Origin of the sequence: Vibrio cyclitrophicus, from assembly GCA_023206055.1 — a bacterium.
Taxonomy (GTDB): Bacteria; Pseudomonadota; Gammaproteobacteria; order Enterobacterales; family Vibrionaceae; genus Vibrio; species Vibrio cyclitrophicus_A.
In genome coordinates this window covers 1,634,627-1,649,487 of sequence record CP065367.1, presented here as the reverse complement: position 1 = coordinate 1,649,487, position 14,861 = coordinate 1,634,627, and the positions used below count along the sequence as shown (strand labels likewise).

The 14,861-nt window shown below is 47.4% G+C and carries 12 protein-coding genes; 4 read left to right on the top strand and 8 right to left on the bottom strand.

Annotated elements, in window-relative coordinates:
• Positions 1-18: 18 nt before the first annotated feature.
• On the bottom strand, positions 19-534 hold the full coding sequence (gene uraD / locus ITG09_22910) for a 2-oxo-4-hydroxy-4-carboxy-5-ureidoimidazoline decarboxylase (GenBank protein ID UPR54228.1): 516 nt from the start codon (positions 532-534) through the stop codon (positions 19-21).
• A gap of 22 nt (positions 535-556) precedes the next feature.
• A complete protein-coding gene (gene puuE, locus ITG09_22905; GenBank protein UPR54227.1) occupies positions 557-1,495 on the bottom strand; it encodes an allantoinase PuuE in 939 nt (312 codons plus the stop codon).
• A gap of 411 nt (positions 1,496-1,906) precedes the next feature.
• Here puuE and uraH point away from each other — a divergent pair, with 411 nt between their 5' ends.
• The 4 genes from uraH to ITG09_22885 all read left to right on the top strand — a co-directional run bounded on the left by uraH (position 1,907) and on the right by ITG09_22885 (position 7,068).
• Positions 1,907-2,260, top strand: coding sequence for a hydroxyisourate hydrolase (gene uraH, locus ITG09_22900; GenBank protein ID UPR54226.1), 354 nt, complete (start codon positions 1,907-1,909; stop codon positions 2,258-2,260).
• 250 nt (positions 2,261-2,510) lie between these two features.
• A complete protein-coding gene (locus ITG09_22895; protein ID UPR54225.1) occupies positions 2,511-3,854 on the top strand; it encodes an NCS2 family permease in 1,344 nt (447 codons plus the stop codon).
• Positions 3,855-4,079: 225 nt separating this feature from the next.
• Positions 4,080-5,531, top strand: a complete 1,452-nt coding sequence (locus ITG09_22890) for a purine permease (GenBank protein UPR54224.1) — start codon at positions 4,080-4,082, stop codon at positions 5,529-5,531.
• A gap of 175 nt (positions 5,532-5,706) precedes the next feature.
• On the top strand, positions 5,707-7,068 hold the full coding sequence (locus ITG09_22885; protein ID UPR54223.1) for an 8-oxoguanine deaminase: 1,362 nt from the start codon (positions 5,707-5,709) through the stop codon (positions 7,066-7,068).
• 89 nt (positions 7,069-7,157) lie between these two features.
• Here ITG09_22885 and ITG09_22880 read toward each other — a convergent pair whose 3' ends face one another.
• The 6 genes from ITG09_22880 to gcl form a co-directional block, all read right to left on the bottom strand.
• A complete protein-coding gene (locus ITG09_22880; protein UPR54222.1) occupies positions 7,158-8,594 on the bottom strand; it encodes an amidohydrolase in 1,437 nt (478 codons plus the stop codon).
• A gap of 259 nt (positions 8,595-8,853) precedes the next feature.
• Positions 8,854-9,462 (bottom strand): TetR family transcriptional regulator C-terminal domain-containing protein, encoded by a 609-nt coding sequence (locus ITG09_22875; GenBank protein ID UPR54221.1) that lies wholly within the window; start codon positions 9,460-9,462, stop codon positions 8,854-8,856.
• Between the two features lie 163 nt (positions 9,463-9,625).
• Entirely contained in the window at positions 9,626-10,936 is a 1,311-nt protein-coding gene (locus ITG09_22870) for a glycerate kinase (GenBank protein ID UPR54220.1), read from the bottom strand.
• A 187-nt stretch (positions 10,937-11,123) separates the two neighbouring features.
• Positions 11,124-12,020, bottom strand: coding sequence for a 2-hydroxy-3-oxopropionate reductase (locus tag ITG09_22865; protein UPR54219.1), 897 nt, complete (start codon positions 12,018-12,020; stop codon positions 11,124-11,126).
• A gap of 37 nt (positions 12,021-12,057) precedes the next feature.
• Positions 12,058-12,834, bottom strand: a complete 777-nt coding sequence (hyi, locus tag ITG09_22860; protein ID UPR54218.1) for a hydroxypyruvate isomerase — start codon at positions 12,832-12,834, stop codon at positions 12,058-12,060.
• Between the two features lie 153 nt (positions 12,835-12,987).
• Positions 12,988-14,760, bottom strand: coding sequence for a glyoxylate carboligase (gene gcl, locus ITG09_22855; GenBank protein UPR54217.1), 1,773 nt, complete (start codon positions 14,758-14,760; stop codon positions 12,988-12,990).
• Positions 14,761-14,861: the final 101 nt, after the last annotated feature.

Sequence of the window (14,861 nt, the reverse complement as noted above, 5' to 3'; positions counted from 1 at the left end):
GCTGTTAACTCCGTTAACTTACATATCCCAGAGACGAAACATCGCGATCTTGTTGATCTCTTGAATCGCCGTAGCAAACTCAGTTTCACTATCATTTCCTAATCGCATCTCGAACGACTCAAGAATTTGGTAACGATTGGCTCCCTTCACCGCCATGATAAAAGGGAAATTGAAGCGACTTTTGTAGCTGTTGTTATAAGAAGTGAATTTTTCAAATTCTTCGGCGTTGCACTGGTCGATGCCCGCCCCCGCTTGTTCTTTGGTCGACGACTCTGTGAGTTCGCCGTTTACTTCTGCTCGACCGGCTAAATCCGGGTGAGCGTTGATCAAAGCCAACTGTTTGCCTTGGTCTGCACTTAACAAGGTCGATGCCATTTTCAGATGAAGATTCTCGATATGGTCGTCTTCGGCATTCAAACCTTGGTCATACACCAGTTCTGCAACCCACGGGCTGTGTTCGTAGACGTCAGCGAAGTGAGCGACAAAGGTATCGCGGTCCATGGTCGTTGGTTGGCATGATCGAAATTCAGTCACGTTAAGCCTCCTTGCTTCACTGCTACTTTTGCTGTTGATGATTAGCGTTATTTGGTTGATATGGATGATGTTGGTGCCAATGGTTAGCAATATCGATTCGACGACATAACCACACGCTGTCGTGCTGTTTGACGTAATCGAGGAAACGTCTTAATGCAGCAATACGACCGGGGCGACCAATCAAACGACAGTGAAGCCCAACCGACATCATTTTCGGTGCGGTTTCACCTTCCATATAAAGGGTGTCAAACGTGTCTTTCAGATACTGGAAGAACTGCTCACCCGAGTTGAAGCCTTGCGCGGTTGAAAAACGCATGTCGTTCACATCGAGAGTGTATGGGATCACCAGTTGCGGATAACCAGTCTCGGTGTGCCAATAAGGCAGGTCATCATCATAGGCATCCGAGTCGTAAAGAAAACCGCCCTCTTCTGCGACCAAGCGACGCGTATTTGGACCCGTGCGACCTGTGTACCAACCTTGTGGGCGTTGACCTGTCACTTGTTGGATGATCTCAATCGCTTTAGTCATGTGGTCACGCTCTTCAGACTCATCAATGTATTGATAGTCTATCCAGCGATAACCGTGGCTACAGATTTCGTGACCCGCCTCGACCATGGCTTTGGCAACGTCTGGATGACGCTCAATCGCCATTGCGACCGCAAATACGGTCAGTGGAATTTCATATTCATCGAACAAGCGAAGAACACGCCACACACCTACACGGCTACCATATTCATAGATGGATTCCATACTGATGTGACGTTCGCCTTTGATCGGTTGTGCTGACGGGATCTCTGAGAGAAAGGCTTCAGACTCGTCGTCTCCATGTAACAAACAACGCTCACCGCCCTCTTCATAGTTCAATACAAAAGAAACCGCGACGCGCGCATTACCTGGCCATTGAGGGTTTGGAGGGTTAGCTCCGTAACCGATCAAATTTCTTGAATAATCCTTATTCATCCAAGTACTCCTAACATAAGTGGTTGGCTTAGCCGCTCTTTCACTGGTTCATCAAAATAAATCAGTTAATGGACTTTCCAAAAATCGAGTAACCTTACCCCTGTACATTTATTGTATACAATTATTTATCTCGATGTAAAGATTTTGTTATTCAAGTTAAATGCTCGCAACTTTTTGAATTAAAAACAACAAGTTAACAAAATTCAAGTTCATTAAAAAGCGATAATCAAGATCTATAAAGTCAAGAAAAACGACAGGTTAGCCAACATTTTTGTAACAATTCGCTTTACTAATTGTGTACAGTTCGTACATAGTTAGTGATAACAAAGTGACCAGTTGCATTCTTTGCAAGGTCGAAGCAGACAGATAAACCACGGAACAGAGGAGCGCCAAAAGCGCTATTAAAGGACTATGGGAAGACTAACAACACACGTATTAGACACGACTCACGGCTTACCGGGTGCAGAGATCAAGGTAGAGCTTTATAAGGTCAATGAAGGCTCAACAGAAAAGCTGGCGACGGTAATCACGAACTCCGATGGCCGAACCGATGCGCCGATTCTGGCAGGGAATGATTTCCGACCGGGGAAATATCAATTGGTGTTCTATGTAGCCGACTACTACAAAAACAAAGGTGTGGAATTGGATGGTGTGCCTTTCCTAGACGATGTGGTGATTCGCTTCGGCTTGGATGATCCCGATGCGCACTACCACGTTCCACTTTTAGTCTCACCATACAGTTTCTCGACTTATCGGGGCAGTTAGTCCCGATGCTTAGAACCCTGATCTAGGCTCAATCACCCAATAATAAACAGATTCATGCGTGATGTGTGCATCCCAAAAGGTGTGCACTCACTAAACACGCTCATATAAAAATACTAACAACGTTAACAGTTAAAAAATGAGCCACACAAAGTTCATCAATATCGAGTTAGAGCTAGGAAAACCTTAAAACTTAATATTGAAATCTCGCTGTATTCAATAAATGGATCACAACATAAAAGGACTTGCAGACATGAGTGAGAGTAAAACAGAAATACTCAACCAAGATGCGAACAACGGAATTTTAGAGAAACTCTTTAAGATTAAGGCACACGGAAGCAGCGTAAAAAATGAGTTAGTCGGCGGTGTCACCACCTTCGCAACCATGGCTTATATCATCTTCGTTAACCCACAGATCATGGCCGCTTCAGGTATGGATGCAGGGGCGGTATTTGTCGCTACCTGTATTGGTGCCGCGATTGGTTGTTTGTTAATGGGCTTATTCGCGAACTGGCCTGTCGGCCTTGCACCGGGTATGGGCTTGAACGCCTTCTTCTCTTTCACGGTTGTGAGCGAAATGGGTTACAGCTGGGAAGTGGCACTGGGTGCGGTGTTTATCTCCGGTATTTTGTTTGTCGGGATGAGTTTCTACAAAGTCCGCCAATGGATCATCGAGAGTATTCCTGAGAGCTTGCGCTACTCGATGACTGCGGGTGTTGGTCTGTTCTTAGGTCTAATTGGCTTAAAAACAGCAGGTATCGTCGTCGAAAACCCAGCAACTTTGGTTTCACTGGGTGACTTCACCAAGCCTGAAGCTCTGCTTGCTGCGATTGCATTCTTGATCATTGCGGTTCTGAGTGAACGTAAAGTGTTTGGTGCAGTACTGATCGGTATTTTGAGTGTAACACTAGTCGGCATGATGCTTGGCTTAGTTCACTACGATGGCTTCTTCGCTGCACCACCAAGCCTAGCTCCTACCTTTATGGCAATGGATATCGCAGGTGCACTGAACGTATCGATGATCAGCGTTATCTTGGCTTTCCTTTTTGTAAACATGTTTGATACAGCCGGTACCTTGATGGGTGTGGCTGAGCGTGCAAATCTGACCAATCCTGAAACGGGTAAGATTGAAGGCCTGAGCAAAGCACTGAAAGCCGACAGTATTTCAAGCGTGGCAGGTGCGTGTGTGGGTTGTCCGCCAGTAACCAGTTATGTAGAGAGTGCAGCCGGTGTTGCAGCAGGCGCACGTACTGGCCTTTCAGCAATTGTGGTTGGTGTATTGTTCTTAGCGGCAATTTTCCTATCACCGCTTGCAGGTATGATCCCAGCTTACGCTACGTCTGGTGCTCTTATTTACGTCGCATTCGTGATGATGAGCAGCATGCAGCACGTTGATTGGAAAGACTTTACCAACGGTGCTCCCGCTGCAATCACTGCACTGATGATGCCACTGACCTTCTCTATCGCGAATGGTATCGCACTGGGTTTCATTACCTACACAGTGCTTAAGCTGGCGACAGGTAAAACCAAAGATGTGTCTATCTCGATGTACTTCCTAGCGGCTATCTTCATCGCCAAGCTGGTGTTCATCGGTTAACCCTATAACTCCCGAGCAGTCGTTTCTTGATTGCTCACAACGTTGCTTGGCTGGTTCGCAAGCCAAGCAACAACATGATTTTTAAGAAAGCTAATTGCATTGATGACGAGAGAGCAGAAACCCGACCGAGTCAGTGCACCTTTTTTATGACCCTACGCAGTTTGTAGAAGTCATTATTTGACCGCCAATCGCCTGTCAACGGAAACGCAGGCAGAGGAATATCAAATGAAACTTCTGTACACCCTTAATGAAAGACCGCCTCATGGGCTAACCCTTCTACTCGCTTTACAGCACATGCTCGCCTCGATTGGTGGTATCGTCGCTGTCCCTCTGATTGTCGGTGCCTCCATCGGCCTACCCAACACAGAGATCGTCTCACTGATCAATGCAGCGCTATTGGCGTCTGGTATTGTGACTGTCGCGCAATGTCTTGGCTTTGGCCCTGTTGGTATTCGATTACCCGTTGTTATGGGTTCGAGCTTTGCCTTTTTAGGCGTGGCAATTTCGATCGGTAACGAAGGTGGTGTCGCCGCTATCATGGGCTCGGCGCTGATCGGCTCGTTTGTGGTCATTGGTGCCAGCTTCTACATGGACAAGGTTCGCAAGCTGTTCCCAACCGTGGTAAGTGGTGTTGTGGTTACCCTAATCGGCTTAACCATTTTACCGGTTGCCATGAACTGGGTTGGCGACTCTCCTGCCAACACGGAACAATTCGCCACGCTACCTAAACTCTTTCTCGCACTGGTCTCTTTGGGGATCGTGATTGGCGTATCGGTTTACTGTAAAGGCGCGGTTGCGGCTTCAGCTATCGTGATTGGTTTAGCAGGCGGTTACATTGTGGCTTTATCGCTCGGCATGGTCGACCTTGAACAAATCAGCTCTGCCGCTTGGGTTGGCGGACCTGAACCTTTCAAATATGGCTTTACCTTTTCTGCTAGTGCCATCATCAGTATGAGCTTGGTGTACATCGTAGTTATCGCGGAAGCAACTGGTGACTTCATGGCGTTGGGTAATAACTGCCAAACCCAAGTCAGTGGTAAAGATCTAAAACGTGGACTGCTAGGCGATGGCCTTGGTAGCACACTCTCTTCTATTCTCACTGCGATGCCATTAGCGTCATTCAGCCAAAACGTCGGCATTGTGGGTATCACAGGTGTGGCAAGTCGCTATGTAGTGGCTGCAACAGGTGGTTTACTAATTTTAGGCGGTTTATTCCCGAAATTAGCCGCTATTGCCGTCACGATTCCTAAACCCGTTTTAGGCGGTGTAGGTTTTGTGATGTTCGGAATGATTGCCTACGCGGGTATCCGCATGTTGATCAAAGCCGCAGACACCAAGCGAAATGCCTTGGTAATCTGTGTAGGTTTGGCGTCTGGCTTGGCCGTCACTTTCGAACCAAGACTGCTACAACACTTGCCACATGATTTGGCGAACTTCCTTCACTCTGGCATTACAACGGGCACCATCATGACAGTTCTACTGAATCTTGTGTTGCCGAAATCTTCACGAGCAGAAGAGCAAGAAGCTTTGGCCGAGAGCCAAGCGCAAGTTGAGCTAGAAATGAAAGAACAGGCTGAAGAAGAACGACACTCAGACGAACAATTAGAGATTCAACAAGCAAGTACAGAAGCAGACGTTCAAGCGGCATCAGAAAACCCTGAGCCGAAAACGAACTAGCTGATTCCCTAATTAACTGGTTCACTGACTAACGTAAAACCGATTTTCACAGAATCAGGGAATGATTAGAGCGTTGAACGTTTTAAGGCCCCTGATTCGAATTTATCTATCAACAGCAAATACCAATAAAGACCCTCTTCCCTGAAAAGGCTGAGATGGCTAAGGACTACTATGAATGGAAACCATCTGGATTAAGAATCCTCTCGCAATCTACACTGGCTCACTGGCTGATGCAGAAGGCGGTATTGTCATTAAAGGTAATACAATCATTGAGCTGGTTGGCAAACACAAAGAGCCAACCTTACCCGTAGATTACAGCGTCGACGCCTCTCGTCATGTTGTGACTCCTGGGCTTATCAATGCGCACCACCACTTCTATCAAACCCTAACGCGAGCCTACCCCGGCGCACTGAATAAAGAACTCTTCCATTGGCTACAAAGCCTCTACCCTGTTTGGGCTAACCTCGATGCTGAGATGATGAGCCTTGCCACTGAACTGGCGCTGGTTGAGCTAATGATGTCAGGTTGTACGACAGCATCAGACCATCATTACTTGATACCTAACGGGCTAGAGCACGCGATTGATTTACAAGTCGAGGCCGCAGAGAAACTAGGCGTGAGAGCGATATTCACGCGCGGCTCCATGAGCCTTGGGGAAGATGAAGGTGGACTACCTCCACGACACACCATTCAAACCGAACAGACCATCATTGATGACAGTGAACGCTTAATCCGCGATTACCACCAGCGTGATGAAGGGGCGATGATTCAAATCGCACTCGCGCCTTGTTCGCCGTTTTCAGTCACTACAGACCTGATGAAAGAGACCGCCAAGATCAGTGAGCGTGAGAACGTGATGATGCACACTCACCTATGCGAAACCTTGGATGAAGAGGACTTCTGTATTGAGAAGTTTGGCTTGCGCCCTGTCGATTACCTAGAGGATGTGGGTTGGCTGAACGAACGCACTTGGCTTGCTCATGGTATTCACTTCAACCCAGAAGAGATCAAACGTTTGGGTAAAGCGGGCATTGGAATTAGCCATTGCCCGACGTCCAACATGATGCTGGCTTCCGGTATTTGTAAGAACAACGACCTTGAAGCAGCAGGCGTAAAAGTCGGGCTAGGTGTGGATGGTTCGGCCTCAAACGACGGCTCCAATATGATTGCCGAAGTGCGCATGGCAATGTACTTACAGCGCCTGCAATATGGTTCTGCTAATGTTTCACACTTTGACGCACTGCGCTGGGCGACATCAGGCTCGGCACGCGCAATGGGCAGAACCGACATTGGTACACTAGAGGTTGGCAAACAAGCCGACATCGCAATGTTCAAGCTCGATGATATTCGCTTCTCTGGTAGCCACGATCCACTCGCTGCATTACTACTTTGTGGTGCTCAACAAGCGGATAAAGTAATGGTAGCCGGAAAATGGCGAGTTAATGATGGTGCCGTTATTGGCGTAGACATGGAGCAACTAATGCACCGCCATCATGCTGCTGCAATGAAGCTCGGTAAGTTGGCGATGAATAATTAGTATCTCAAGTATCTTAGTTTCGATAAAAAAAGGCCGACGTGATGTCGGCCTTGTTCATTCTGTTCGATTTTTAGAAACAGATTTACATCTTAATCCATCAAGCTCTTCGACTTAATCGCCTTCTTAGAAAGCTCTTTGGCAAAGGCTTTGATATCGATTTCAAACTCATCGACGCTTTGACGGATTTCATCCAGTTGAACGGTCTGCATCACGCGGTTTTCCATTACGATTTGGCCGTTAACGATAGTGGTGTCGATGTTGCTTGGGTTCGCTTGGTAAACCAAAGTCGCGTATGGGTCGTAATTTGGCATCATGTTCGCTGATTGTGTCTCTACAATCACGATGTCCGCCTTCTTACCCACTTCAAGAGAACCGATTTGATCTTCCATGTGCAAAGCTTTCGCACCGCCTAATGTCGCCATCTCAATCACTTGCTCAGGGATCATGATGGTGCGATCGGAATGCTTCAATCGTTGCATGTTCGCTGCGTAACTTAGGGTACGCATGATATCAACTTGGTTGGAGCTCATTGGCCCGTCTGTGCCTAAACCAATACGCATATCAGCTCGGTACATTTCCCACGCAGGAGCTATTCCTGTCGCACCTTTGGCGTTCGCCATTGGATTATATGAGATACCCGCATCAGCCTGTTTCAATAGCTTTTGGTCATTCTCTGAAAGGTGAATACCATGAGCAATCACTACACGCTCATCGAGCACACCGATTTCATCCATGTATTCGACAGGTGACGTGGCGTTGGTTTCATCTTTGATACGCTTTTCTTCATTCGGAAATTCAGCAACGTGAATCAGCACTGGCGCATCGTATTGAGCCGATAGCTTATTAATTTCTTGAAGCTTATCTTTACTCACGGTGTACACCGCATGTGGCGCATACGCAGGCGTGATTAGCTCATCGTTTTTGTACTGCTCGATAAAGCCTTTGGCATACTCAATCCCACCGTAAGGTTCTTTGGCATCGACCACCGGGAACTTAATCACGGTTTCGCCCAACACGGCGCGCAAGCCAACTTCTTTGGTCGCCTTCGCCATCTCATCCATGTGGTAATACATATCGGCATAAGTGGTCACGCCGCTTTGTGCCAGTTCTATGCTGCCTAGCTTAGTTGCGTTGTAAATAAGTTCACGGCTTAACTTTTCGGCTTCTAGAGGGAAGAAGTAAGCAAACAGACGATTCGAGATGCCCTCTTCCCCTAAGCCACGAAACGCGATCATAGGTAAATGGTTGTGAGCATTGACCATGCCCGGCATGACGATTCCATCTTGAGCATCAATCACTTTTTCTGCGCGATATTGAGTCATTAAATCCTCGTTACCGACTGCGATGATCTGGTCGTTTTTCACCACTACAACGCCATCTTCAATCACATCCATTTTTGAATTGATCGTGAGAACCTGTCCATTGGTGATGATCAGATCGGCGTTGTATGTTTGCGTCGCGACCGTCGAACCACAGCCTGCCAGTAGAACTGTGCTGATGGTGCATGCCAAGCTTTTGAGCGTCATTGCTAAACCTATATGTTGTGCGTGTAATAAATATAGAAGTCTAATATTAGCTTCTAGCTTTAATAAAAATGAGGGAGTTGAATTTTTGCCGATACTATAACGCTAACTTTAAATAAAATGGCATACCTAATCGAGCCAAATTCAAGATAAATAAGTTATTGCACAACAGGTCACAAAAGTAGCTTTGCACATATGCTCACTCACATGCACAAACAAAAAAGGCCTGCAATCGCAGACCCAAAAAAACATTCAAATAACGTTAGCTTTTCACCCCACACCCTTTAATCACGAGCTGGGTAATGAACTCAGCGGCATCTTCATAGTCTTTATCATCGAGCTGGTCTTTCTGCATCACGCTGCAAATTTGCCAACCAAAATCGGCGTAGGTTTGGGTTGCCGCCCAGATGGTGAACATCAGATGGTGTGCCGGAACGTCATCCATTAAGCCTTGTGCTGACCACGTTGAGAACTTATCGAGGATCATCTGAGATTGCTTATACAGCTCATCACCGATCTCTTTCGGCAGCACTTTCGCGCCCGACATCACTTCGTTGGCAAACACTTTAGAGGCATGTGGATGGTCGCGAGAAATAATCAGTTTGGTTTGAATATATTGAGATAAAGCTTCAACAGGATCGCTCAGCTCTTCAATCGGACGAGATGCTTCTAGCAAGGGCTGAGTGACGGTTTCAAGCACAGCGTTGTAGAGCTTATCTTTAGAGCTGAAATAATAGAATACATTAGGTTTGGGAATGTCGGCCGCTTTTGCAATATCAGCCATTTTTGTTGCGGCATAACCATGAGTGGCGAATTGTTCACACGCGACTTCAATGATTAAATCTTGATTCTTTTGTCTGATCCTAGACATATTGCATCCTTTACAGCTCGTTACTAAAATCATAGTAATCAACGTGCTTCATTAGTCCAGAAGATAATCTCAGAACTCAAGGTCACCGCATTGATAACAATAAAATGGCCGCTCTATTTGTTAAGAAGCGACCATTCCATACCGTGTTTTTGAACTGTTCAAGTTAAAGAATCAATATTGCGCGAAAGTCATTCACATTGGTCAGCGTTGGTCCCGTGGTAAGAAGCACATCGACTTGCTTGAAGAAATCGTAGCTGTTGTTGGCATCGAGGTAGTCTTGCGCTTTAAGCGACAAGCTCGAACCTTGCTGCCATGTTTGTGGGGTAATCCACGCGCCCGCATTGTCTTCCACGCCATCAATCCCGTCGGTATCAGCAGCCAATGCAAATATGTTGTCTTGGCCTTTAAGCTCATTATATAGGCTCAACAAGAACTCACAGTTACGCCCACCGCGACCATTGCCTTTAACGGTTACTGTGGTTTCGCCACCGGAAAGTATCACGCAAGGCGTCTCAAATGGGTGCTTGTGATTGGCCACTTGTTTAGCCAACGCAGCGTGAACTTTCGCAACATCTCGCGCTTCTCCCTCTATACAATCACTCAACACATAAGCCGGAATGCCTAAGCCTTCAGCTTCTGCTGCAGCGGATTCCAATGCCGACATCGGGGTGGCGATAATATGGTGCTCAGCATTCTTCCAACAGACGTCATCTGGCTTAACGGTTTCTGACTCTGGATTATTTAACCATTCAAATGCCGAGTGTGGTGTTTCTACTTGGTAACGCTCTAAAATTGCCATCGCATCAAAACGCGTGGTGGTGTCTGGTACGGTTGGACCAGAGGCAATCACACTAATGTCATCACCCGGCACATCAGAAATCGCCAGTGACACTACCCTTGCAGGATACGCCGCTTTGGCGAGTCGACCGCCTTTTATCGAAGATAGATGTTTGCGAACACAATTCATCTCATCAATGGCGGCACCTGATTTAAGCAACGCCTTATTGATTTGTTGCTTCTCTGCCAAGCTGATGTCGCCACCGGGCAGACTTAGCAAAGCGGAACCGCCCCCCGACAATAGGCAAATCACCGTGTCGTCGGCGCTCAAGCCACTCACCAATTGCAGCATACGTTGGCTCACTTCTAAGCCCATCGCATCTGGCACGGGGTGCGCCGCTTCAATCACCTCAATGTGTTCGCAAGGGGCGATGTGTTCGTAGCGAGTCACCACCAAGCCTTCAAGATCACGCAGCGCGAGATCTTGTTGTTGCTTAACTTGCCAGACGGCTTCGAGCTCTGCTGCCATTGATGCGGCCGCTTTTCCTGCTCCTATCACCACAGTACGCCCAGCTTGATTAGCAGAGCGATAAAAAATGTCTTGAGGAAGAAAAGGTTCGATGTGATTTTTAGGTAGCGCCTGATTAACAGCACTTGAGAAAAGGGTTTGTAGAAACTGCTTAGCATCAATGTCCATCAGCCACTCCTTAGTTGACGGAGAAAAAAAGAACCCCGATACAAGGCCAAAGGGTGCCTGCTAAGATCAAGTTGGAAAGGAACAACTTCAACCTCTGGCTCGTATCAGGAACGCGTATAAAAGGAGACGAAACTACGCGATTTATAAACAAACTGTTGGGCTACGAATCGATAGCAGCCCTAATTAATTAACGAATCGAGTGGTCAGAACGTTTCTCAATCGCTTGGATAAGAGCAGAGTGATCCCAACCTTCGCCGCCCATTTCAGCACACTCACCAAACAACTCTTGAGCATTTGCCGTGTTCGGTAGGGCGACACCCAACTCTTGTGCACCCGTTAGTGCAAGGTTTAAGTCTTTTTGGTGAAGTGAGATTCTAAAACCGGGGTCGAATGTGCCTTCAACCATGCGCTCGCCGTGTACTTCCAATATCTTAGAGTTAGCAAAGCCACCTAATAGCGCCTGACGTACGCGTGCTGGATCAGCACCTGCTTTCGAAGCAAAGACTAACGCTTCAGACACGGCTTCGATATTCAGCGCCACAATGATTTGGTTTGCTACCTTACAGGTTTGACCCGCACCGTTGTCGCCGACTAGCGTGATGTTCTTACCCATGATTTCGAACAAAGGTCGTGCTTTATCAAAGGCGTCTTGCTCGCCGCCCACCATGATAGTCAGCGCTGCATTAATCGCGCCCACTTCACCACCTGAAACTGGCGCATCGAGGTATGATGCACCACCTTCGTTGATACGCGCTGCAATGGCTTTGGTGGCGATTGGCGAGATTGAACTCATATCGATAACTAGCTTGTCCGTTGCATCACCTGCAGTAAGACCTTGCTCGACACCGTTATCACCAAACAGGACGTCTTCTACTTGAGGTGTATTCGGCACCATTAAGATAATGATATCTGCTGCTTCAGCCGCTTCCGCTGGTGAATGACAGACCGTTGCGCCCGCTGCCACAAGATCGGCAGGTGCTGCATTAAAGTGATCCGACAGAATCAAATCGTGACCTGCTTTTTGAAGGTTACTCGCCATAGGTTTACCCATGATGCCAGTTCCGATAAATGCAATTTTAGACATGTTGTTCTCCTTAACGTTTGAGGGTTACCAGACGTAATTAACGGTACTGGTGCAGCCAACCAAGGCCTTCTGTCGTTGTCGTTTTAGGTTTGTATTCGCAGCCAACCCAACCCTGGTAGCCCAGCTCATCAAGATAATTGAGCACGAATGGGTAATTGATTTCTCCAGAACCCGGTTCGTGTCGGCCTGGGTTATCAGCCAGTTGGACGTGTGCGATTTGGCCAATGTTCTGCTGCATGGTCGGCGTAAGATCGCCTTCCATTATTTGCATGTGATAAATATCGTATTGGATAGAAAGGTTATTGCTCCCTACCTCTTTGATGATCGCTTTGGCTTGCTCTGTGGTGTTCAAGAAGAAGCCCGGAATATCGCGGGTGTTGATCGCCTCTATCACTAAGCGGATGCCCTCTGCTGCTAGCGCGTTCGCCGCGTAATGCAGGTTAATCACAAACGCCGATTGCGCATCTTGTTGGGTCACACCTTGCGGTACAATCCCCGCCAAGCAATTCACTTGAGTACAACCGAGCGCTTTTGCGTAAGCGATGGCTTTAGGTACACCCGCTTGAAACTCTTCAACTCGTGTTGGGTCTACCGCAATACCACGGTCGCCAGCGTCCCAATCACCTGCAGGCAAGTTAAATAGCACTTGCTCTAGGTTATTAGCGTCTAGCTTTGCTTTGATTGCCTGAGCATCAAAGGCGTAAGGGAAAAGATACTCCACACCTTGAAAGCCCGCTTCTGCGGCAGCTTCAAAGCGATCCATAAAATCAACTTCCGTGAATAACATTGACAAGTTTGCTGCAAATTTTGCCATTACTCTGTCCTTATTCTTTATTTGGTAAAACTATGACTGTTTAGTGAAGCAACGGTTATTTGGTGTAGCTACGGTTGCTTAGTAAGGCTCCGATTTCTTGGAGACTTTCCGTAGAGCTAAACCTCATCTCTACGGATACACATGACTTAATGATTACTTGTACGCCAGCGCCGTTGGGGCATCGCCACGGCTTTCGGCAAGTGGCTCAAATTCGTTGATGGCGTTGATCTCTACGCCCATCGCAATGTTGGTCACTCGCTCAAGAATCAGCTCAACAACAACCGGTACTTTATGCTTGTTCATCAGCTCTTTGGCTTGCTCAAACGCCGCCGCAATTTGGTCTGGCTCACGAACTCGAATCGCCTTACAACCTAAGCCTTCAACAACGGCTACATGGTCAACACCGTAGCCTTCAAGCTCTGGCGCATTCTGGTTATCAAACGCCAGTTGTACACAATAGTCGATATCAAATTGGCGCTGCGCTTGACGAATCAAACCTAAGTACGAGTTGTTCACCAACACATGAATGTATGGCAAGTTGAACTGCGCACCTACCGCCAGCTCTTCGATCATGAATTGGAAATCATAGTCTCCAGAGATAGCGACAATATCGCGATTTGGATCGGCCGCTCGTACACCCAATGCGGCTGGCGTTGTCCAACCTAGTGGACCAGCCTGACCACAGTTGATCCAGTTACGCGGCTTATAAACATGCAGGAACTGAGCGGCAGCAATTTGCGACAAACCAATGGTGCTCACATAACAAGTGTCACGACCAAATGCCTTATTCATCTCTTCATAAACACGCATCGGTTTCATTGGCGCTTCATCGAAATTGGTTTTACGCAGCATGGTCGACTTGCGTTCCTGACACTCACTTGCCCAAGCATTTCGGTTCGGCAGCTTGCCAGCATCACGCCACTCTTGCGCCACTTCAACCATTAGCTCTAGTGCAGCTTTCGCATCAGAGACAATGCCTAAATCCGGACAGAACACACGGCCGATTTGGGTTGGTTCAATATCCACATGTACGAACTTTCGGCCTTCGGTATAAACATCCACAGAACCGGTATGACGGTTAGCCCAGCGGTTACCAACACCAAACACAAAATCAGAATTCAGCATGGTTTCGTTACCATAACGGTGAGAAGTTTGTAACCCCACCATACCCGCCATTAAGTCATGATCATCTGGGATAGAGCCCCAACCCATTAAGGTTGGAATAACAGGAACACCAGTGATCTCGGCAAACTTCTGCAACAATTCAGACGCGCCAGCGTTAATCACGCCACCACCCGATACAATCAGCGGTTTTTCCGATTGAGACATCATGGTTAATGCTTTCTCAACCTGCGCGCGTGTCGCTTGTGGCTTATAAGGCTCTAGCGGTTCATAGGTATCGATATCAAACTCAATCTCAGCCAGCTGAACATCAATCGGTAGATCAATCAGGATTGGACCCGGACGACCCGAACGCATTAAATGAAAGGCTTTTTGGAACGCGCGTGGCACTTGCGCCGGTTCAAGAACCGTAGTCGCCCACTTAGTGACTGGTTTAGCGATAGATTCAATATCAACCGCTTGGAAGTCTTCTTTATGAAGGCGAGCACGCGGAGCCTGACCTGTAATACATAGGATTGGGATTGAATCTGCAGACGCCGAATAAAGCCCCGTGATCATGTCCGTTCCCGCAGGGCCAGAAGTACCAATACACACACCTATATTGCCTTGATTGGTACGTGTGTACCCTTCAGCCATATGGGATGCACCCTCTACGTGACGAGCTAAGACGTGGTCGATTCCTCCGAGCTTTTTCATAGCCGCATACATAGGGTTTATTGCTGCGCCGGGAACACCAAATGCGATGTCTACACCTTCACGTTTAAGCACTTCTACCGCTGCTTCAATCGCTTTCATAACTGCCATTCGAACCTCCAGTTCAGATTGTATACAATTAAACTAACTTTTGTGTACTATGAACCATCCTCGCTATTTATCAACCCCGGAATGAAACAATCTTGTTACAT

Coding starts and splice junctions, on each gene's coding strand:
- puuE (UPR54227.1), bottom strand. CDS start 1,495: ATGAATAAGGATTATTCAAGAAATTTGATCGGTTACGGAGCTAACCCT.
- uraH (UPR54226.1), top strand. CDS start 1,907: ATGGGAAGACTAACAACACACGTATTAGACACGACTCACGGCTTACCG.
- ITG09_22895 (UPR54225.1), top strand. CDS start 2,511: ATGAGTGAGAGTAAAACAGAAATACTCAACCAAGATGCGAACAACGGA.
- ITG09_22890 (UPR54224.1), top strand. CDS start 4,080: ATGAAACTTCTGTACACCCTTAATGAAAGACCGCCTCATGGGCTAACC.
- ITG09_22885 (UPR54223.1), top strand. CDS start 5,707: ATGGAAACCATCTGGATTAAGAATCCTCTCGCAATCTACACTGGCTCA.
- ITG09_22880 (UPR54222.1), bottom strand. CDS start 8,594: ATGACGCTCAAAAGCTTGGCATGCACCATCAGCACAGTTCTACTGGCA.
- ITG09_22875 (UPR54221.1), bottom strand. CDS start 9,462: ATGTCTAGGATCAGACAAAAGAATCAAGATTTAATCATTGAAGTCGCG.
- ITG09_22870 (UPR54220.1), bottom strand. CDS start 10,936: ATGGACATTGATGCTAAGCAGTTTCTACAAACCCTTTTCTCAAGTGCT.
- ITG09_22865 (UPR54219.1), bottom strand. CDS start 12,020: ATGTCTAAAATTGCATTTATCGGAACTGGCATCATGGGTAAACCTATG.
- hyi (UPR54218.1), bottom strand. CDS start 12,834: ATGGCAAAATTTGCAGCAAACTTGTCAATGTTATTCACGGAAGTTGAT.
- gcl (UPR54217.1), bottom strand. CDS start 14,760: ATGGCAGTTATGAAAGCGATTGAAGCAGCGGTAGAAGTGCTTAAACGT.